We start from the raw sequence: 19278 nt of genomic DNA, 5'->3' as shown, positions 1-19278 counted from the left end.
GGGAGCATGTCGTCCAGCACCCCCCTGACGGCGCTCGAGCGCCTGGCCATCGTCGCCATCATCCTGACCTGGGGGCTGAACAACGCCGCGGCCAAGGTGGCGACCGCCGAGCTGCCGCCGATGATGGTCGGCGCCCTGCGCTTCGCCCTGGCCTTCGCGTTCCTGGTCCCGTTCCTGAAGCCGCCGTTCCCGTGGTCGCGGCGGCTGGCGGCCATCTGCCTGCTGTCGGGGCCGATCCACTTCGGGATCATCTACATCGCCTTCGGCCTGGCCAAGTCGCTGAGCCCGCTGGTGGTGGCCACCCAGCTGTGGATCCCGTTCACCGCCCTGTTCGCCTGGAAGATGCTGGGCGAGAGCATGAAGCCCATGGCCGTCGCCGGCCTGGTGGTGGCCTTCGTCGGGGTGGCCTGGATGAGCCTGGATCCGCACGGCGCCGCCGACCTGCCGGCCATCCTGCTGGGCGTGGTCGCCAGCGCCTGCTGGGCCCTGGCGACGGTGTTCGTGCGCCAGACGCCGGGCGCCAAGCCGCTGCAGGTCCAGGCCTTGACCGCCGCCGTCGCCGCGCCGGTGCTGCTGGCCATGTCGTTCGGCTTCGAGGACAACGTGGTCGAGCGGGTGAAGACCGCCGCCCCGATCGCCTGGGCCTGCGTGGCCTTCGCCGGCGTGGTTTCCACCATAGGGGCCAGCGCCCTGCTGTTCTGGCTGGTCCAGCGGCGCGAGGCGGGGCGGGTGACGCCCTATTTCCTGCTGACGCCGCTGGTGTCGTGCACGATCGGGGTGCTGTTCATGGGCGACGGCCTGTCTCCGCAGCTGGTGATCGGGGCGACCGCGACCATGGCCGGCGTGGCGCTGGTGGCGCTGACGGCGAAGAAGGTCGTGCCGGCCGAGGGCGAGGCGACTTAAGAGGCCGGGGGCGACGTGGGGGACACACACTCACGGCACGGCTCATGGCCGTTCGCGAAGGCCTGTGTGTGAGTGTGTGTCCCCTGTTTCTCGCGCTTCGCTACTTCACCACCCCGCACGCCACCCGAGCCCCGGCGCCGCCGATCGGCTGGGTCTTGTAGTCGTCCGGGCTGGCGTGGACGACGATCGACGAGCCGTCGGCGTCGAGCAGGGCGGGGCGGCCGCCGGCGCCGTTCAGCGACACCAGGGGCGAGAACAGCTCGGCCGTGGCCGAGCCGTCGGCGGCGGCGAACAGGTTGGGCAGGTCGCCGTTGTCGTTGCCGTCCGGGTTCAGCAGCCCGTGGACCACGGCGGTCGTGGTGTGGACGTGGGCGCCGGCMGACTTGAAGTCCGGCGCGCCGCAATCGCCCTTCTCGTGGAAGTGCAGGCCGTGCCAGCCGGGCGTCAGGCCCTTGGCCTCGATCCTCAGCAGCACGCCGTGCGGCGCCTCGGTCAGGGTCGCCGTTCCGATCGTCTTGCCGTCGGCGCCTTTCAGTTCGGCGGTGGCGCTGGTGGCGGCCGCGGAGGCCTGGGAGGCGACCAGCAGGCCGGCGGACAGGGCGAGGGCGGTCAAACGCATCAGAAACTCCCGGAATGCCAAGGGTTGGGCCTGCGAAGGTGGCGTCTTGGCTATCGGAATGCTAACTGTTTTTGACGGTTCCGTGTTCGATTCTGACGGCGAAAAATTCCCTTGAGCGACGATCAAAACACCATCCCCGGGTCTCCGGCCTCGCCGGGCGCCCGCGGGGACGTTTCTCCCATCAACATCGAGGACGAACTGCGCCGTTCGTATCTCGACTATGCGATGAGCGTGATCGTCAGCCGGGCCCTTCCGGACGCTCGCGACGGCCTCAAGCCCGTGCACCGCCGGGTGCTGTTCTCGATGCACGAGCAGGGCCAGACGCCCGAGCGGCCCTACGTCAAGTCGGCCCGCGTGGTCGGTGACGTGATGGGTAAGTACCACCCGCACGGTGACGCCTCGATCTACTTCACCCTGGTCCGCATGACCCAGTCGTTCTCGATGGGCCTGGTGCTGATCGACGGCCAGGGCAACTTCGGTTCGGTCGACGGCGATATGCCCGCCGCCATGCGTTACACKGAATGCCGCATGGCCCCGCCGGCCATGTCGCTGCTGGCCGACCTCGACAAGGACACGGTCGACTTCCAGGACAACTACGACGGCAAGGAGCAGGAACCCGTCGTCCTGCCGTCGCGGATCCCGAACCTGCTGGTCAACGGCGCCGGCGGCATCGCCGTCGGCATGGCCACCAACATCCCGCCGCACAATCTGGGCGAGGTGATCGACGCCTGCCTGCTGATGATCGACCAGCCGGACTGCACCACCGACCAGCTGCTGGACCTGGTGCCCGGCCCCGACTTTCCGACCGGCGGCGAGATCATCGGCCGCGCCGGCCCGCGCCAGGCGCTGCTGACCGGCCGCGGGTCGGTGATCATGCGCGGCCTGGCCACGGTTGAGGAGATCCGCTCGGGCCGCGAAGCCATCGTCATCACCGCCATCCCCTACCAGGTGAACAAGGCCAACCTGGTCGAGTACATCGCCGAAATGGTCCGCGATAAGCGGATCGAGGGCGTGTCGGACATCCGCGACGAATCCAACCGCGACGGCATGCGCATCGTGGTCGAACTGAAGCGTGACGCCTCGGGCGAGGTGATCCTCAACCAGCTCTACCGCTTCACCGCTCTGCAGAGCTCGTTCGGCGTCAACATGCTGGCCCTGAACCGCGGCCGCCCCGAACAGATGGGCCTGCGCCAGCTGGTCGACGTCTTCGTGAAGTTCCGCGAGGAGGTCGTGGTCCGGCGGACCAAGTTCGAGCTGGGCAAGGCGCGCGACCGCGGCCACGTCCTGGTCGGCCTGACCATCGCCGTCGCCAATATCGACGAGTTCATCCACATCATCCGCTCGTCCAAGGACCCGACCGAGGCCCGCGAGCGGCTGGTGGCCAAGTCCTGGCCGGCCGGCGACATGCTGCCGCTGGTCGAGCTGATCGCCGACCCGCGCACCGTGCAGGAAGACGGCGGCATGATCCGCCTGACCGACGAGCAGGCCCGCGCCATCCTGGCCCTGACCCTGTCGCGCCTGACGGGCCTGGGCCGTGACGAGATCGGCAACGAGGCCGCCGCCCTGGCCGAGGCCATCAAGGGCTTCCTCGAGCTGCTGTCGGACCGCGCCAACATCATGGCCGTGGTTCGCGAGGAACTGGTCGAGGTGCGCGAGAAGTTCGCCGTGCCGCGCCGCTGCCAGATCGTCGACGGCGACGCCGACGTGGAAGACGAAGACCTGATCGTCCGCGAGGAGATGGTCATCACCGTCACCCTGGGCGGCTACGTGAAGCGCACGCCGCTGGCCGCCTACCGCACCCAGCACCGGGGCGGCAAGGGCAAGGCCGGCATGGCCACCAAGAACGAGGACGCCGTCACCCGCGTGTTCTCGGCCTCGACCCACGCCCCGCTGCTGTTCTTCACCTCGGGCGGCAAGGTCTACAAGATGAAGGTCTGGCGCCTGCCGCTGGGCGTCGCCAACAGCCGCGGCAAGGCGTTCGTCAACCTGCTGCCGATCGAGCCGGGCGAGACGATCACCTCGATCCTGGCCCTGCCGGAGGACGAGGCGACCTGGGACAGCCTGGACGTGATGTTCGCCACCCGCTCGGGCAGCGTGCGCCGCAACAAGCTGAGCGATTTCGTGGACGTCCGCCGCAACGGCAAGATCGCCATGAAGCTGGACGAAGGCGACGGCATCGTCGGCGTGGCCGTCTGCGACAGCCAGAAGGACGTCCTGCTCAACACCGCCTCGGGCCGCTGCATCCGCTTCTCGGCCGACGAGGTGCGGGTGTTCGCCAGCCGTGATTCAACCGGCGTGCGCGGCGTGAAGCTGGCCGAGGGCGACAGCGTCATCTCGATGAGCGTGCTGCGCAATGTCGACGCCACCCCGGCCGAGCGCGCCGCCTACCTGAAGCACCAGCGAGCCCTGGCCCGCGCCCTGGGCGAGGAAGGCGAGGAGGCTCCGGCCGCCGCGCCCGAAGAGGTCGAGGAAGAGGGCGGCGAGGCCAGCCTGACGCCCGAGCGCATCGCCGAGCTCGGCGCGGCCGAGGAAATCCTGCTGACGGTGTCGTCGGAAGGCTTCGGCAAGCGCACCAGCGCCTACGACTATCGCCGCACCGGCCGTGGCGGCCAGGGCCTGACGGCCCAGGACCTGTCCAAGCGCGGCGGCAAGCTGGTGGGCTCGTTCCCCGTCGAGGAAGGCGACCAGATCCTGCTGGTCACCGACCAGGGCCAGATGATCCGCGTCCCCGTTTCGCAAATTCGTGTTGCAGCGCGGAATACTCAAGGCGTAACCATCTTCCGCACCGCCGCCGACGAGCACGTCGTCAGCGTCGAGCGTCTCGCCGAAACCGGCGGCGACGACAACACGGGCGACGAAAACGAGGCGGACGAGACCTCGTAAGCGACCCAAGCAAGGGGCCAGCGGGCGTACGCCCGGGTGAGGGAAAAGCATGCGGATCGGACTCTATCCGGGGACCTTCGACCCGGTCACCAACGGCCACCTCGACATCATCGGTCGGGCGGTCAAGCTGGTCGACAAGCTGGTGATCGGGGTGGCGGTGAACATCGGCAAGGGGCCGCTGTTCAGCCTGGACGAGCGGGTCGCGATCCTGCAGCGCGAGACGGCGCACCTGACCAAGATCGCCCAGATCGAGGTCCTGCCGTTCGACAGCCTGCTGATGCATTTCGCCCGCGAGGTCGGGGCCCAGATGATCGTGCGCGGCCTGCGGGCCGTGGCCGACTTCGAGTACGAATTCCAGATGACGGCCATGAACCAGCAGCTCGACCGTGAGATCGAGACCGTGTTCCTGATGGCCGACCCGCGCCACCAGGCCATCGCCTCGCGCCTGGTCAAGGAGATCGCGGCCCTGGGCGGCGACGTCCACAAGTTCGTGCCGCCGGGCGTGGCCGAGCAGCTGCTGGGCAAGCTGGCGAAGTAGGGCGGCCCAGGCTCGGCGTATCGCCTATGGCGGCGCCGACACGCCCGCGTCGGTCTGCACGACAGGCCGCATCGAGCCGTCGGCGTTGTAGCGGAGGCGCTCKACCGTCACCGCCCGCCGCCCGATCGCGCCGTTCTGGTCACCGACCGCCAGGGTCGCGTTGTGCAGGAAGATGTACCACTCGCCCTTGAACGCCGCGATGCCGGGATGGATCGTGAAGCTGTACTTGCCGGACCCCGTCAGTTCGCCGCGATAGGTCCAGGGACCGTTGATCGAAGGCGCGGTCGCGTAGGAGACGTGCTCGTCGCGCTGGGTGGAGCGGTCGAGCGAGGCGTAGGTCAGGTAGTAGAGCCCGCCGCGCTTGTGCAGCCAGGGACCTTCCTCGAAATGCGGCGGGGTGATCTCGGTGATCGGGCCGTCGATCTCGATCATGTTCGGCTTGAGCCTGGCGATGTAGCACTCACGATTGCCCCAGGCGATCCAGGTCGTCCCGTCGTCGTCGGTKAACACCGTGGGGTCGATGTCCTCCCAGCTGTGCGTGCCCTTGGGCGTCATCTCGTTGGTGATCAGGGCCGAACCGCGCGCGTCGACGAAGGGACCGGTGGGGCTGTCCGAGACCGCCACCCCGATGGCCTTGCCGGGATGGGTGCTGTCGTGCTCGACGGCGGCGTAGAAGTAGAACTTCCCGTTCTTCTGGATCGCCTGCGACGCCCAGGCGTCCTTCTTGGCCCACTTGAAGTCCGTGGCCTTCATGATCGGCGGATACGACGTCCAGCTTTTCATGTCGGTCGTCGAATAGACCAGCCATTCGCGCATGTTGAACATCTCGTCGCGCTGGGCCTCGTCGTGGCCGACATAGAGATAGAGGCGATCGCCGACGACCAGCGGGGCGGGGTCCGCCGTGAACTTGTCCCGGAAGAGGGGGTTCGAACCGGACGCGCCGGCTTTGCCGTCGGCCGCTCCGGACGACGATGCGACGGACAGGGCCGCCACCAGCGCGAGCGCCATCCATGTCGATTTCATCCTCGTCCTCCCTTTGTTTTGGCGCTCAAACTACTCAGACAAAAATAGCCGTCAATCGTCCGCCTGCCGGCGCCGCCGACGGCTTTGAAGTCGCGCGCTCCTGTTCGAAACACATAACGACCTCTTGCGCAGCTCAAATTGTTAGCGTTACCACTTGTCGGACATAAGTGGTCCCGCTCGGCCTCCTCGGTTCGCCGCGCCCAAGCCACAGCAAGCAGGAGGAACGTCGTGAGAAACCTTGATTTCGTACGCCCCGATCGTGCCGGGCGGTCCCTTCGCGCCGCCCTCGGGGCCGCGGCCCTGGCGCTCGCCCTGGCCGGCGGAGCCTGGGCGCAGGACGACAAGATGACCCCGATCGCGGTCCCGGCCCAGCCGAACGCGATCGTGCTGGACACGGGGGTCCTGCCGGGCGCGACCTCGCCGGAGTCCTGGCATCGCCAGTACAACAGCGTCTTCGCCCGCAATGTCACGGTGGCGACGCTGACGCCGTTCCTGCCGGATCCGGCCAAGGCGACGGGGGCGGCGGTCATTGTCGCGCCAGGCGGCGGATTCCGCACCCTGTCGATGGAGAACGAGGGCTGGGACGTCGCCCGCGCGCTGGCCGACAAGGGCGTGGCCGCCTTCGTGCTCAAATACCGGCTGAACCCGACGCCGCCGGACATGCCGGGCTTCGAGCGATCCATGGCCGAGATGTTCTCGACCACCGCCCAGCGGCCGCGCCCCGATCCTCAGGTCGCGATCGCCGGCCTGGGCCCGCAGATCGCCGACTCGCGCGCCGCGTTCGCGCTGGTGCGCCAGAGGGCGGCGGAGTGGCGAGTCGACCCCGACCGCATCGGCATGGTGGGCTTTTCCGCCGGCGCCATGCTGACCATGGCGACCACCCTGGCCGGAGACGACGCCAAGCCCGCCTTCATCGGCCTGATCTACGGCCCGCTCACGGCCGTGACACCGCCTGCCGACGCGCCGCCGATGTTCGTGGCGCTCGCCGCCGACGATCCGTTCTTCGGGAACAGCGGCATAGGCCTGATCGACAGCTGGCGAGCCGCCAAACGGCCGGTCGAGTTCCACCTCTACGAACAGGGCGGCCACGGGTTCGGCATGTACCCGAAGACCACCACCAGCACAGGCTGGTTCGACGCCTATGTGCGTTGGCTGGGCATGCACGGCCTGCTGAAGCCCAAGGCCTAGCGGCTTCCCGAGGTCCGCACGGAGCTCAATCCCTCTCTCTTTGAGAGAGGGTGTTCGCGGGGATAGCGCGGCGCCTATCCCCGCCAACGGCGAGACAAACCCCAACCTTTCCAACGCCCTGCAGAAAAAGCACCGTCACCGACGCGCCAGTCCTCAAACCTGCCGCACAATGATCCCGTCACCATCACGGGGAGGGCTCTTGGTACCGGCCCAAGCAGGCGATGGGGATGGAACCGAGCGGGGCCGAGCTGGCCTGGCGACCGGATCGTTGCGGGAAGCGGGGCTCAGAAGGTCCCAAGGCCCGAGACGGGCGAGCGCTGGACGGCAAGGGTCGACGGGGCCGGGAAGTCCAAACCGGCCTGTTCCAGGATCAGTCGGAGTCGCCGACGGCCCCTTCCGGGCGACTTTGATCCTGCCCGCCCGAGGGGAAATGTCGACCGGGATGAAACAGGCCCTCAGTCGCCGTCCCTTGAGAAGAACGGTTCCGCGGAGCGGTCGAGCCAAGCCGAAACGCACACACACTCTCACGGTCTCCGGGCGAAGCCCGGCCCGCTCCGCGCCTCCCCACAAGCTCAGCGGCTTTCCGCGTGAGGGCGAGAGATCATGCCGGAAACTCGCCGGAATCTTCAGCTTAAACGCAGCGCTACTTGTCGTAGGCGCGTCGCCGTTCTACGCCGTCAGACCAGTTCTATCCGGGGATATCCATGAAGCTTGCGTCCATCGCCGCCGTCCTGGCGCTCACCGCGGCCTCCGCCGCCAGCGCCCAGCAGGCCTCCGGCTGGCGAACGCCCGATCCCGAGAACATCCTGGTGGTCGACACCAACAAGGGCCGGATCATCGTCGAGCTGTCGCCCGAGGTMGCGCCCAACCACGTGGCGCGGGTGCGTGACCTGGCCAAGGCCCACTTCTACGACGGTCAGACCTTCTTCCGGGTCATCGACAGCTTCATGGCCCAGACCGGCGACCCGAAGAACGACGGCACCGGCGGGTCGGACCAGCCGAACCTGGCCGCCGAGTTCCAGTTCCGCCGCGGCCCCGGCTACGTGCAGATCGGCAAGACCGGCTCGACCGAGATGGGCTTCGTCGGCGCCCTGCCGGTCTACAGCCAGAACAGCGCCCTGGCGGCGATGACCGCCGACGGCAAGGTGTCGGCCTGGGGCGCCTTCTGCCCCGGAGTGCTGGGCATGGCCCGCGCCAACGACCCCGACAGCGCCAACAGCCAGTTCTTCTTCATGCGTCAGCACTACGCCTCGCTGGAGAAGACCTACACGGCCTTCGGCCGCGCCCTGACCGGCATCGAGGCCATCCGCGCCATCAAGACCGGCGAGCCGGTGGCCGCGCCGCAGGACCAGATGACCACCGTCCGCGTGCTGTCCGACATCCCGGCGGCCCAACGTCCCAGCATCCAGGTGATGGACACCCGCTCGCCCGCCTTCACGGCCCTGGTCGAGAAGAAGAAGGCCGAGATGGGCGGGGCCTTCGGCCCCTGCGACGTCGCCGTGCCGGTCCAGGTGAAATAGCCCGCGCAAACCGCCTAGGGGGAAGTCGATGATCCGTCCGCTGATCGCTTCGATCGCTTTGCTGTCGGGCCTGGTCCTGGCCGCGCAGGTCCAGGCCGCGCCGAAGATCGCGCCGCCCAAGGCCGCCGATTGGCGCACGCCGGCGCCCGAGAACGTGGTGGTCATCGACACCAACAAGGGCCGCATCGTCGTGGAGCTGATCCCCGAGGTCGCCCCAGGCCACGTGGCGCGCTTCCAGGAGCTGACGCGCACCGGCGTCTATGACGGCCGCACCTTCTTCCGGGTGATCGACCGCTTCATGGCCCAGACCGGCGATCCGGACGACACGGGGGAGGGCGGTACGAAACTGCCCAACCTCAAGGCCGAGTTCACCTTCCGCCGCGACGCCGCGACGCCGTTCGTAGCCGCCGCCGCGCCGGCCGGGACAGAGGTGGGCTTCCTGAAGTCGCTGCCGGTCGTCAGCCAAGCCTGGAGCTGGGCCGAGGTCACCTCGGACAAGAAGGTCTCGGCCTGGGGGACCTATTGCCCGGGCGTGGTCGGCGAGGCGCGCGACGAGGACCCGAACTCAGCCAACAGCCAGTTCTTCCTGATGCGCCAGCCCTATCCCTCGCTGGACAAGCGCTACACCGCCTTTGGTCGGGTGCTGTCGGGCCTGGACGTGGTGCGCGCCATCAAGACCGGCGAGCCGGTCGAGAAACCGCAGGACAGCATGGTCAAGGTGCGGCTGCTGTCCGACATCCCGGCGGCCGAGCGCCCGACCATCCGGGTGGTCGACACGGGCGGCGCCTGGTTCAAGGCCGAGATCGCCCGCAAGCGCGCGGCGCGGGGCGCCGATTTCTCGGTCTGCGACCTCGATCTACCGGTCGAGGTCCGCTAGCGCACAAGCTGAGCTGTGACAATTGATCCGCGTCCGGGATGCAACCGGGCGGTTTCCCCCTTGTGGAAAGCGGGATAGAAGCCTTCCCGACTCTCTTCCTCCCCCTCTTCAAGCTTAAGGGATGACCATGTCGGCCGACCTCGAAAACACCCTGTTGCTGACGCTCGAGACCGGGCCTGTCACGATCAAGATGCGTCCCGACCTGGCCCCGGGCCACGTCGACCGCATCAAGGAACTGGTCCGCGAGGGCTTCTATGACGGCGTGGTCTTCCACCGCGTGATCCCGGGCTTCATGGCCCAGGGCGGCGATCCGACCGGCACCGGCCGCGGCGGTTCGGCCAAGCCGGACATCAAGGCCGAGTTCTCCAAGGAGCCGCACGTGCGCGGCGTCTGCTCGATGGCCCGCACGCCCGATCCGAACTCGGCCAACAGCCAGTTCTTCATCGTCTTCGACGACGCCACCTTCCTGGACAACCAGTACACCGTCTGGGGCCAGGTGGTCGAAGGCATGGAGAACGTCGACGCCCTGCCGACCGGCGAGCCGCCGCGCAATCCGGGCAAGATCCTCAGCGCCAAGATCGCCGCCGACGCCTGAGCGTCGCGACCTTGCTGAAATGAAAAGGCCCCGGTCTCCCGGGGCCTTTTTTCTGGGCGCCTAACGGGCCAGGGTCACCACCACCGGGCGGTGATCCGAACCCAGGCTGGGGCCGCGCTCGACCTTCACCGTCTTCCAGGCCTTGCCGGCATAGACCTGATCGATCGGCAGGATCGGGAAGGGGGCCTTCGTGACGCGGGAAAACGCGCCGGTCGGCCAGCTGGCCAGGGCGCGGGTGCGGCGCTCCAGGCGCAGGGCCTTGTCCTGCCGGCGCAGGCCCCATGACCAGGGCGTGGAATTGAAGTCGCCGGTGACGATCAGACTGTCCTGGGGAAAGCGCGCGATATTGGCCTTCAGCAGGTGGCTCTGGGCCTGCCAGCGGCCCGCGGGGATCGGCCAGACGAAATGGTTGCCCACAACGGTGAAGTCGCCGCCCGGGTGGCGCAGGGTCGCCCAGGCCCCGACCAGGCCGTCACGGTCCTCATAGAAGCCGTGCTCGTCGACGATCGGCCAGCGGCTGTAGATCCGCGTGTCGCAGCCGGACTTGGAACGGCACCCGATGGCGTAGGGGTAGGCCTTCTTCAGAGCGCGGACGATCGGCCAGGCGCTGCCGCCGGACTCCTCGGTGATCACCACGTCGGCGTTCTGGCTCAGGATCCAGGCCGCCGTCTCTTCGGGCGCGTGGTTCTCGGCCCACAGGTTGAACTGGACCAATTTCAGCGTCGCGGCTCCCTTGGCCGGCTTTTCGGGCCGATGAAGGGTCGAGAGCAGCTCGGGCGACATCAGAATCAGGAGCGCGACGATCCCGACGGCGGCCGCGCCGACCAACGCCCGGCGCTCGTCGTCCCGGCTGACCGCCACCGCCAGGCCCAGTCCCAGCACGCCGCACACGATCCACAGGGGGGCCCAGTGGGTCAGGGCGTCGAGCTTGTCGCTGAACGCGCCGGCCAGACAGGCCAGGCCCGTCGCCGCCGCCACCAGGCAAAGCATGAGCGCGGTGCCGCGCAGGAACAGATTGGCCAGGTGCAGGATCAGACGCATGACCTCGCCTTAGCACGACCGCATGACGACCGCGCCAGACTTACTCGCCGCCGAAGTACAGGAAGGCGACCTTGCTGAAACGCCGGTCGCCGACCTGCAGGTCGCCAGTCAGCACGGACAGGGTCTCGCCCGGTCCGGCGGCCTTGGCGTCGGCCAGGGCCTTGAGGTCGAAGGCGCCGTTGAAGCTCACCTCGCCCAGTCCGGGGGCGACGCCGTGGAAGCTGACCTGCTGGCCGTCGACGCGATAGGCGGTCGGCATCACCCGCAGCGACACGGTGTGATAGGTCTGGCCCATCTCGTTCTCGGCCGTCGGACTGGTGACGTCGTCGAAGGCCAGGAAGATCGGCGCGAAGGTCGCGGGCCGCTTGCCCGCCTCCCAGTCGGCGAAATCGCTGGCCTGGCCGATGTTCAGGGCGGTCAGCTTCAGGTCGCCCGACCGCACGTCCGTCTCGGTGAAGTAGTAGCCGAACGCATCAAGGGCCGGGTCGTGCGAGAAGGTCACCGGGGCCGGCGGGACGGCGGCCGGAGCGGTGGAGGGCGCGGGCGCCGTCTCGGGCGCCTTGGTTTCCGTGGCCGGCTTGCAGGCGGCCAGCAACAGGCAGGCGCAGGCGGCCAACAGGTGGCGGATCGTGACGGTCATTGGTTCCCCCCGCTGATGCGTCGGCCCGCAGCATGGCCGCGCAAGGCCGGGTTTGTCCATCCACGCCGGTCCGGCGCGGCGCCAGGACGCTTGACCTTCCCGTCCCGTCGTGGCCTTGAAGCCGCCCCATGCGCCTGTCCGACTTCGATTTCCACCTGCCCGACGAGGCGATCGCCCTGCGGCCGGCCGAGCCGCGGGATTCCGCGCGCCTGCTGATGGTCCGGCCGGGCCAAGTTCTCGAAGACCGGATCGTTCGCGAGCTGCCCGACTTCCTGCGGCCCGGCGACGCCCTGGTCTTCAACGACACGCGGGTGATCCCCGCGCGCCTGATGGGCCTGCGGGCCGGCCGCGAGACCGGCGGCGGCGACGGTTCGCCCGTGTCGGTCGAGGCCACCTTGCACAAGCGCGTCGCGCCCGACCGCTGGATCGCTTTCATGCGTCCCGGCAAGCGCCTGAAGGAAGGCGACCGCATAGCCTTCGGCCATGACGCTGACCGCGCCTGCCAGGCCGGCATGCTGGACGCCACCGTCGTCGCTAAGCACGAGGGCGGCGAGATCGAGCTGGCTTTCGACTTCTCCGGCGTCGACCTGGACCTGGCCGTGGCGGCCCACGGCGAGATGCCGCTACCGCCCTACATCGCCGCCAAGCGGGCCGAAGACGATCGCGACCGCGCCGACTACCAGACCGTCTACGCCCGCGAGGACGGCTCGGTGGCCGCCCCGACCGCCGGCCTGCACTTCACGCCGGAACTGCTGGAGGCGCTGAAGGTCAAGGGCGTCAGCCTGCACTTCGTCACCCTGCACGTCGGCGCCGGCACCTTCCTGCCGGTCAAGACCGACGACGTTTCCGAGCACAAGATGCACGCCGAGTTCGGCGAGGTGCCGGCCGCCGTCGCCGACGCCCTGAACGCCGCCCGCGCCGCCGGCGGCCGAGTGGTCTGCGTCGGCACCACGTCCCTGCGTCTGCTGGAGAGCGCCACCGGCGAGGACGGGGTGATCCGGCCGTTCGCCGACGAGACCGCGATCTTCATCACGCCCGGCTACCGTTTCCGCGCCGCCGACGTGCTGATGACCAACTTCCACCTGCCCAAGTCGACCCTGTTCATGCTGGTTAGCGCCTTCGCCGGTCGCGAGACCATGAAGGCGGCCTATGCGCACGCCATCGAGACCGGGTATCGCTTCTATTCCTATGGCGACGGCAGCCTGCTGTTCCGCGCCGACACAGAGCAAGTCTGATGGCCGCGTTTCCCTTCGAGATCAACGCCACCGACGGCGCGGCCCGCACGGGCGTGCTGAAGACCCCGCGTGGCGACATCCGCACCCCGGCCTTCATGCCGGTGGGCACCGCCGCCACGGTCAAGGCCCTGACGGTCGACCAGGTCAAGGACACCGGCGCCGACATCATCCTGGGCAACACCTACCACCTGATGCTGCGCCCCACGGCCGAGCGGGTGAAGCGCCTGGGCGGGCTGCACAGGTTCATGCGGTGGGACAAGCCGATCCTGACCGACAGCGGCGGCTTCCAGGTGATGAGCCTGTCGGGGATCAGCAAGGTCACCGAGGAGGCCGTCACCTTCTCCAGCCACATCGACGGCTCAAAGCACGTGCTCAGCCCCGAGCGGTCGATGGAGATCCAGGCCGACCTGCTGGGCAGCGATATCGTCATGCAACTGGACGAATGCGTGGCCTGGCCGGCCGAGGAGAAGCGGGCCCGCGAGGGCATGGAGCTGTCGGCCCGCTGGGCCAGGCGCTCCAAGGCCGCGTTCGGGACGCGCGACGCCCAGGCCCTGTTCGGCATCCAGCAGGGCTCGACCTTCCGCAACCTGCGCCAGGAGTCGTCGGAACGCCTGCAGGAGATCGGCTTCGACGGCTACGCCCTGGGCGGTCTGGCGGTCGGGGAGGGGCACGAGGCGATGTGCGAGGTGCTGGACTACGCCCCCGCCATGCTGCCCCAGGATCGCCCGCGCTACCTGATGGGCGTGGGCAAGCCCATCGATCTGGTGGAGGCGGTCTATCGCGGCGTCGACATGTTCGACTGCGTCCTGCCCACCCGCTCGGGCCGCCACGGCCAGGCCTGGACCTGGGATGGGGCGATCAACATCAAGAACGCCCGCTACGCCGAGGACGAGGACCCGCTGGACCCCAACAGCGACTGCCCGGCCAGCCGCGACTATTCGAAGGCCTATCTGCGCCACCTGTTCAAGGCCGAGGAGATCCTGGGCCAGGTGCTGCTGTCCTGGCACAACATCGCCTTCTTCCAGGCCCTGACGGCCGCCATGCGCGACGCCATCGCCGAGGGCCGGTTCGAGCAGTTCCGGCGGGACTTCCGGGCGCGGCACCAGGGCGGGTAGGGCCCGCACCTCACCAGAGCTTGTAGATCGGCTTTTTCTTCTTTTTGGCCGGCGGCGCCGCCTGCTCCGGCGCGTCGACCACGGGCGTGTCGGCGGTGGCGGGCGCGGTGTCGGCGGCCGTGGTCGCGTCCGGCGCCGGCTGGTCCTTCTCCCAGGGAAAACGCTTCTCGACGACAGGTGCGGCGGGCTTGGCCAAGTGCTGGGGCGTGGCCGGCGGGTTGCAACCGCGCGCCTCGCCCAGGCCCTTCAGATAGGCGCGGCGGATCGCGCCCGAGGCCACGGCGTGCTGCACCAGGCTGTCGTGCTTCTCGGCGCCGCTGAGCTTGCGGACCCAGCCGCGCATCGGGATCAGATCCTGGGCGGCGCTGGCCATGGCCCCGAAGGCGGCCGAGCCGGCCATCCGCTTGCCCCGGTCCATCAGGTCCTCGTTGTCCTCGGGCGGACGCCGGTCGACGTCCTCGCCCAGGGCCAGGTCCAGGGGCGCGACCAGCATGATCAGGGTGTCGCAGGTGATCTTCTTGCCGGGCGGACGGGCGTAGGGGTCGGCCATGGCCTCCAGCAGGACCGGCGGGATCTTGGTCCGCACCAGGTTCATGTCGCGCAGGGGCGCCTGGGCCGCGCCCGTTATGCCTTCCTTGTTGGCCTCGGAGGTCGTCTGGATCTTCTGCGGCGGCGGTTCGGACTTGGACGCGCAGGCGGCCAACACGGGAACGGCGACGGCGAGAAGCACGAGACTGCGCATGCCAAGACCCTAACGCGCGAAGGATGCCTTCGTCATCTCCCTCTCCATGCGAAACCGCGCTTGCGACGCGAGCGCCCCCCGACTATGTTCCGCGCCGCTTCCACCGGCCACCCGCCGTGTCGATGCGGGCCGGTAGCTCAGTGGTAGAGCATTCGACTTTTAATCGAATGGTCCTGGGTTCGAATCCCAGCCGGCCCACCAACCAAGCTTTTGTATTGCAATAGATTTCCAGCGCTGCGGCGCGAGGCGGAGCGCTTCCGCCAGTCCGCAGACGGGCCTGTCCGTCGGGCTTCTCCGACCCTCTGTTCGCAAGACCGCCCGTCGGGGATGAGAATCACCTTCGCCCGCCCGGCGGTCCGGGGTGGACGCCGCCCTAGGCGGTTTCCAGCGCTTCGCCGGCCGCGGTCGCCCGCATCTGGCGCAGCGCCAGGTGCTCCGGCGAATGGATCATCTGCTCCAGGGGCGGAAACGGCGAGTGGGGCCGCAACATCAGGTCCGAGACGCTGGCGTACTTGACGATGTTCTCATGGACGATGGCGAGCGCGTCGCCCGGCGGCGGCTCGAGCTTTTCCTGGAAATAGGTGCTCAACACCTCGCAGGAGCCCCAGACCGCGCTCGCGAAGGATATGGCGTCCACATGGTGCAGCAGCAGGAACATGGTGTTCCATTCCATGTGGATCAAAGGCTTGCGCTGTATCCAGAGCTTGTTGCCGCCGGCCAGGACGTGCGGCTCGTAGCCTTCGGTGTCGATCTTGACGAAGGAGACGTCGCGGTCGGCGAAGTCGTCGAGCGTGATGCAGTCGATCTCGACCTCTCCGGTTTCCCAGATCGAGCTCCAGGGGCCGTTGTTGGTCATCCTGAGCTTGCCGGGCTTTTCGCCGAGGGCGGCGTTGACGAGCTCGACGTTCCTCAGGCCGTTCATGCCGACATTGCGCGCCAGGCACCGGAAGTTGTCCGGAACCGGCTCGATGGCGATGAGGTGGAGGTCCGGGCGCTGGGCGGCGAGCGTGACGGTCATGATGCCGATGTTGGCGCCGGCGTCGATGACCGTGCTGCCGACCGGAAGGTCTYGGGCCGCCCTGTAGTACCCGCCCTGGTCGGCCTGCCAGTCCTCGTACCAGGTCAGGTACTCGGGGACGGTGCCGACGATGCTCAACTCGCGGCCGCCGGCGACCATCCTAATTTCAATCGACATGGTCGGCCTTGTTGTTGGCGGAACAAGATGTGCGTCGAGATCGCGGCCCCCAAAGCGTGAGTATAACGCCATACACCCTAGGATCGGTTCCAGTGGGCGCGCCGAGACCGGACGAAGGCCGTCGCCCGCGGAATCCCTGGTCCGGCGCGAATAGGCGTTCGGTAGGAGGCGACACCGAAAGTTGAATCGTCTAGCTGTAGGGACGGGGTTGTCGGGAGTGGGCGTTTGAGGGCGGGGGCTGGTGTGGATCGCAACGCGGCGTCGCCGGGTTTCGACGGCGCGTCGGACGCCTTCGCGCGCGCCCATGGCGCCCTGATGCGCGGCAAGGACCTGCAGTTCGAACCGACCGCCGCGCCCAAGCCGCCGCATGTGCCCGACTGGTTGATGGCGATCGGCAAGGCCCTGGGGGCCATCGCGCCGTTCCTGGCCTGGGTGTTCTGGGGCGGGCTGATCCTGGGCGCGGCGCTGATCCTCTATTTCCTGGCCCGCGAGCTGATCGCCACGCGCTGGCCCAGCTTCAAGACCACCAAGGGGCCGCCCCTGCGGGACGACGGCTGGCGTCCCACCGCCGCCAAGGCCAGGACCCTGCTGGAGGACGCCGACAAGCTGGCCGCCGCCGGCCGCTTCGCCGAGGCCGTCCACCTGATCCTGTTCCGCAGCATCGAGGACATCGAGGGCAAGCGCCCGGACCTGATCAAGCCCGCCCTGACCAGCCGCGACATCGCCGAGCTGGAGGGCGTGCCCGAGCGCGTGCGCCGCACCTTCAGCGAGATCGCCCGGGTGGTGGAGCGCAGTTTCTTCGGCGGTCGGTCGGTCGGCGCCGACGAATTCGCCACGTGCCGCCAGGCCTATGAAAGCTTCGCCTTCGCCGAGGCCTGGCGATGAGCGACGTCCAGACCGCCGTCACGACGGAAGGCCCCGCCGAAGGCGACCGGGGCCTGTTCTCGCCCAAGGTCGTGCTGGGCATGATCCTGGCCGGGGTGTTCGCCTTCTCGGCCTTCGTGGTGCTGTCGACCTACGCGCCGGACCTGCAGTCGGGCGACAACGGACGGGCCCACGCCCTGTCGAAGTCGGCGGTGGGCTATGCCGGCATGGTTCGGCTGCTGGAGAACCTGGGCGAGCCGGCGATCGTCAGCCGACGCGACCTGAGGCGCGACGAGCCGGGGCTGATCGTCTTCGCGCCGGAGCCGGGCGTCACGCGGGACGCCTACGTCAAGGCCGCCCTGTTGTCGTCGCGGACCCTGGTGGTGCTGCCCAAATGGCGCGGCGGCCTGGACCCCAAGCATCCGGGCTGGGTCATGGGGCTGGAGCCCGTGCGGCCGAACGACCAGGCCGATCTGCTGAAGGCCATCGGCGTCCCCAAGGCGGCCACGGCGTTCGCCAAGGATTCGGGCCCGCGCCCGCTGGTCGGCGCGCCGGGCGGCCTGTTCGACGGGATGTCGGTCGACACCGGTCCGATCCGGAACCTGCAGAGCATTTCGGGCCCGAACCTGGTCCCCGTCCTGACCGACGCCCAGGGCCGGATCGYCCTGGCCCGGCGGATGCCGACCGAGACCTACATCCTGGCCGACCCGGACCTGATCAACACCATGGGCCTGAAGGACGTCCGCACGGCGCAGGCCGGGGTCGGGATGCTGCGGGTCCTGCGCGACCGCGCCGTTCCGAACGGCGGCTATCGCCCGAAGGAGAGCAAGGTCATCGCCTTCGACGTGACGTTGAACGGCTTCTCGCGCTCGCGCAGCGTGCTGAAACTGGCCTTCGAGGCGCCGTTCGTCGGGGCCACCCTGTGCCTGGTGGCCGCCGCCGTGCTGATGGGGCTGCACGCCGCCGCGCGGTTCCGGGCGGTGCGGCGGGGCGAGCGGGCCCTGGCCCTGGGTAAGGACGCCTTGATCGACAATTCCGCCGGCCTGATCCGCATGGCCCGGCGCGAACCGGCCCTGGCCCCGCGCTACGCCGAACTGCAGCGCGCCGCCGCCGTCAAGGCGCTGGGCGGCCTGCGGGCCGGCGGCTCGCGCCTGGAGGGCCAGGCCCTCATCGACTTCCTGGACCGTCAGGGCGAGCGCTTCGGCGCCGCCGACAGCGCCTCGCGCCTGGACGAGGAAACCCGAACGGTCCGTTCGCTCGGCGACCTGATGAAGGTCGCCGCCAAATGGCATCAGTGGAGACTGGAGATGACCCGTGAACGTGGCTGAGGTGCAGGCGCTGGCCGGCAGGATCCGGGCGCAGACGGCCAAGGCCGTGGTCGGTCAGAACGACACCATCGACCTGATGCTGACGGCGCTGTTCGCCGGCGGCCACGTGCTGCTGGAAGGTCCGCCCGGCACGGCCAAGACCTTCCTGGCCCAGTGCTTCGCCCAGGCGGTGAACCTGCAGTTCGGCCGCATCCAGTTCACGCCCGACCTGATGCCGGGCGACATCCTGGGCGCCAACCTGTTCAACTTCCAGACCAGCGCCTTCACCTTGGTCAAGGGGCCGATCTTCTGCGAGCTGCTGCTGGCCGACGAGATCAACCGCACCCCGCCCAAGACCCAGGCGGCGCTGCTGGAAGCCATGCAGGAGCGCAACGTCACCCTGGACGGCGAGCGCCATCCGCTCAGCGAGCGCTTCATGGTGGTGGCCACCCAGAACCCGCTGGAGCAGCAGGGCACCTATCCGCTGCCCGAGGCCCAGCTGGACCGCTTCCTGTTCAAGCACGTGCTGGCCTATCCCAGCCTGGCCGAAGAGACCGCCATCGTCGCCAGCCACGGCGGCCGCACCGGCCAGTTCTCGCCCGAGAGCTTCGGCGTCGAGGCGGCGGGCGACACGCGGACCATCGGCGAGGCCGTGGCCGCGGTGGCCTCCGTGCGCCTGACCGACGACATCGTCCGCTACATCGTCGGCGTGGTGCGGGCGACGCGCGACACCGGCGAGCTGTCGGGCGGGGCCTCGCCGCGCTGCGCGGCCATGCTGGCCGTGGCCGCCCGGGCCCGCGCCGCCCTGGAGGGCCGCGACTATGTCATCCCCGACGACGTCAAGGCCCTGGCCCTGCCGGCCCTGCGCCATCGCGTGATCCTGTCGCCCGCCGCCGAGATCGAGGGCCGCAAGGTCGACGACGTGGTGCGCGGCCTGGTCGACCAGGTCGAGGCTCCGCGATGACCTGCAAGACGGTCCTGGAAGGCTAGGGG

At 69.0% G+C, this 19278-nt stretch carries 18 protein-coding genes and 1 tRNA gene; 13 read left to right on the top strand and 6 right to left on the bottom strand.

Translation table 11 applies throughout. The features are described 5' to 3' along the window. The first annotated feature begins 6 nt into the window (after nt 1-6). Nucleotides 7-903, top strand: a complete 897-nt coding sequence (locus tag AC1U89_RS10820) for a DMT family transporter (protein ID WP_479899705.1) — start codon at nt 7-9, stop codon at nt 901-903. Nucleotides 904-1003: 100 nt separating this feature from the next. Here the strand turns inward: AC1U89_RS10820 and sodC are convergent, their stop codons facing one another. Then, nucleotides 1004-1525 (bottom strand): superoxide dismutase[Cu-Zn], encoded by a 522-nt coding sequence (gene sodC, locus AC1U89_RS10815; RefSeq protein ID WP_479899725.1) that lies wholly within the window; start codon nt 1523-1525, stop codon nt 1004-1006. Nucleotides 1526-1633: 108 nt separating this feature from the next. Between sodC and gyrA the strand changes: the two genes are divergently transcribed. Both gyrA and coaD read left to right on the top strand, forming a co-directional pair. Beyond that, on the top strand, nt 1634-4405 hold the full coding sequence (gyrA, locus tag AC1U89_RS10810) for a DNA gyrase subunit A (RefSeq protein ID WP_479899704.1): 2772 nt from the start codon (nt 1634-1636) through the stop codon (nt 4403-4405). 49 nt (nt 4406-4454) lie between these two features. Beyond that, nucleotides 4455-4943 (top strand): pantetheine-phosphate adenylyltransferase, encoded by a 489-nt coding sequence (gene coaD / locus AC1U89_RS10805; RefSeq protein WP_029914812.1) that lies wholly within the window; start codon nt 4455-4457, stop codon nt 4941-4943. Between the two features lie 24 nt (nt 4944-4967). Here the strand turns inward: coaD and AC1U89_RS10800 are convergent, their stop codons facing one another. Further along, the gene (locus AC1U89_RS10800; protein ID WP_479899703.1) at nt 4968-5966 is read right to left on the bottom strand and encodes a glycoside hydrolase family 43 protein; all 999 of its coding nucleotides are present in this window, start codon (nt 5964-5966) and stop codon (nt 4968-4970) included. A 228-nt stretch (nt 5967-6194) separates the two neighbouring features. Here AC1U89_RS10800 and AC1U89_RS10795 point away from each other — a divergent pair, with 228 nt between their 5' ends. The 4 genes from AC1U89_RS10795 (at nt 6195) to AC1U89_RS10780 (ending at nt 10146) form a co-directional block, all read left to right on the top strand. Further along, nucleotides 6195-7154, top strand: a complete 960-nt coding sequence (locus tag AC1U89_RS10795; protein ID WP_479899702.1) for an alpha/beta hydrolase — start codon at nt 6195-6197, stop codon at nt 7152-7154. 704 nt (nt 7155-7858) lie between these two features. Continuing rightward, on the top strand, nt 7859-8674 hold the full coding sequence (locus tag AC1U89_RS10790) for a peptidylprolyl isomerase (RefSeq protein ID WP_479899701.1): 816 nt from the start codon (nt 7859-7861) through the stop codon (nt 8672-8674). A 28-nt stretch (nt 8675-8702) separates the two neighbouring features. Beyond that, nucleotides 8703-9551: a peptidylprolyl isomerase gene (locus AC1U89_RS10785; RefSeq protein ID WP_479899700.1), complete on the top strand. Its 849-nt coding sequence runs from the start codon at nt 8703-8705 to the stop codon at nt 9549-9551. Between the two features lie 127 nt (nt 9552-9678). Then, nucleotides 9679-10146, top strand: a complete 468-nt coding sequence (locus AC1U89_RS10780) for a peptidylprolyl isomerase (RefSeq protein ID WP_029914804.1) — start codon at nt 9679-9681, stop codon at nt 10144-10146. Between the two features lie 60 nt (nt 10147-10206). Here AC1U89_RS10780 and AC1U89_RS10775 read toward each other — a convergent pair whose 3' ends face one another. Together AC1U89_RS10775 and AC1U89_RS10770 are read right to left on the bottom strand one after the other, a co-directional pair. Next, nucleotides 10207-11187, bottom strand: coding sequence for an endonuclease/exonuclease/phosphatase family protein (locus AC1U89_RS10775; protein ID WP_479899699.1), 981 nt, complete (start codon nt 11185-11187; stop codon nt 10207-10209). 40 nt (nt 11188-11227) lie between these two features. Then, a complete protein-coding gene (locus AC1U89_RS10770; RefSeq protein WP_479899698.1) occupies nt 11228-11827 on the bottom strand; it encodes a hypothetical protein in 600 nt (199 codons plus the stop codon). 128 nt (nt 11828-11955) lie between these two features. On the opposite strand from AC1U89_RS10770, the gene queA reads away from it, so the two are divergent. Next, nucleotides 11956-13062 (top strand): tRNA preQ1(34) S-adenosylmethionine ribosyltransferase-isomerase QueA, encoded by a 1107-nt coding sequence (gene queA / locus AC1U89_RS10765; protein WP_479899697.1) that lies wholly within the window; start codon nt 11956-11958, stop codon nt 13060-13062. Beyond that, complete coding sequence (gene tgt, locus AC1U89_RS10760) at nt 13062-14177, top strand: tRNA guanosine(34) transglycosylase Tgt (RefSeq protein WP_479899696.1); 1116 nt, start codon at nt 13062-13064, stop codon at nt 14175-14177. The genes queA and tgt overlap by 1 nt, the downstream gene beginning before the upstream one ends. Before the next feature lie 10 nt (nt 14178-14187). On the opposite strand, the gene AC1U89_RS10755 is transcribed toward tgt, so the two are convergent. After that, nucleotides 14188-14919 carry a hypothetical protein gene (locus tag AC1U89_RS10755; protein ID WP_479899695.1) on the bottom strand — a complete coding sequence of 244 codons (732 nt, stop codon included), beginning with the start codon at nt 14917-14919 and terminating at the stop codon, nt 14188-14190. 126 nt (nt 14920-15045) lie between these two features. Here AC1U89_RS10755 and AC1U89_RS10750 point away from each other — a divergent pair. Further along, a tRNA-Lys gene (locus tag AC1U89_RS10750) sits at nt 15046-15120 on the top strand. Between the two features lie 172 nt (nt 15121-15292). On the opposite strand, the gene AC1U89_RS10745 is transcribed toward AC1U89_RS10750, so the two are convergent. Continuing rightward, nucleotides 15293-16096, bottom strand: a complete 804-nt coding sequence (locus AC1U89_RS10745; protein WP_479899694.1) for an FkbM family methyltransferase — start codon at nt 16094-16096, stop codon at nt 15293-15295. Nucleotides 16097-16357: 261 nt separating this feature from the next. On the opposite strand from AC1U89_RS10745, the gene AC1U89_RS10740 reads away from it, so the two are divergent. The 3 genes from AC1U89_RS10740 to AC1U89_RS10730 are packed head-to-tail and all read left to right on the top strand — an operon-like array spanning nt 16358 to nt 19249. Then, a complete protein-coding gene (locus AC1U89_RS10740; RefSeq protein ID WP_479899693.1) occupies nt 16358-16999 on the top strand; it encodes a hypothetical protein in 642 nt (213 codons plus the stop codon). Beyond that, nucleotides 16996-18306, top strand: coding sequence for a hypothetical protein (locus AC1U89_RS10735; RefSeq protein WP_479899692.1), 1311 nt, complete (start codon nt 16996-16998; stop codon nt 18304-18306). The genes AC1U89_RS10740 and AC1U89_RS10735 overlap by 4 nt, the downstream gene beginning before the upstream one ends. Further along, entirely contained in the window at nt 18293-19249 is a 957-nt protein-coding gene (locus AC1U89_RS10730; protein WP_479899691.1) for an AAA family ATPase, read from the top strand. Before AC1U89_RS10735 ends, AC1U89_RS10730 begins: the two co-directional genes overlap by 14 nt. The last annotated feature ends 29 nt before the right edge of the window (nt 19250-19278 follow it).

The organism is Caulobacter sp. 05T431, assembly GCF_056665975.1.
This window is presented reverse-complemented; position numbering and strand designations above follow the sequence as displayed.

Coding starts and splice junctions, on each gene's coding strand:
- coaD (WP_029914812.1), top strand. CDS start 4,455: ATGCGGATCGGACTCTATCCGGGGACCTTCGACCCGGTCACCAACGGC.
- AC1U89_RS10755 (WP_479899695.1), bottom strand. CDS start 14,919: ATGCGCAGTCTCGTGCTTCTCGCCGTCGCCGTTCCCGTGTTGGCCGCC.
- queA (WP_479899697.1), top strand. CDS start 11,956: ATGCGCCTGTCCGACTTCGATTTCCACCTGCCCGACGAGGCGATCGCC.
- AC1U89_RS10785 (WP_479899700.1), top strand. CDS start 8,703: ATGATCCGTCCGCTGATCGCTTCGATCGCTTTGCTGTCGGGCCTGGTC.
- AC1U89_RS10770 (WP_479899698.1), bottom strand. CDS start 11,827: ATGACCGTCACGATCCGCCACCTGTTGGCCGCCTGCGCCTGCCTGTTG.
- tgt (WP_479899696.1), top strand. CDS start 13,062: ATGGCCGCGTTTCCCTTCGAGATCAACGCCACCGACGGCGCGGCCCGC.
- AC1U89_RS10775 (WP_479899699.1), bottom strand. CDS start 11,187: ATGCGTCTGATCCTGCACCTGGCCAATCTGTTCCTGCGCGGCACCGCG.
- AC1U89_RS10820 (WP_479899705.1), top strand. CDS start 7: ATGTCGTCCAGCACCCCCCTGACGGCGCTCGAGCGCCTGGCCATCGTC.
- AC1U89_RS10780 (WP_029914804.1), top strand. CDS start 9,679: ATGTCGGCCGACCTCGAAAACACCCTGTTGCTGACGCTCGAGACCGGG.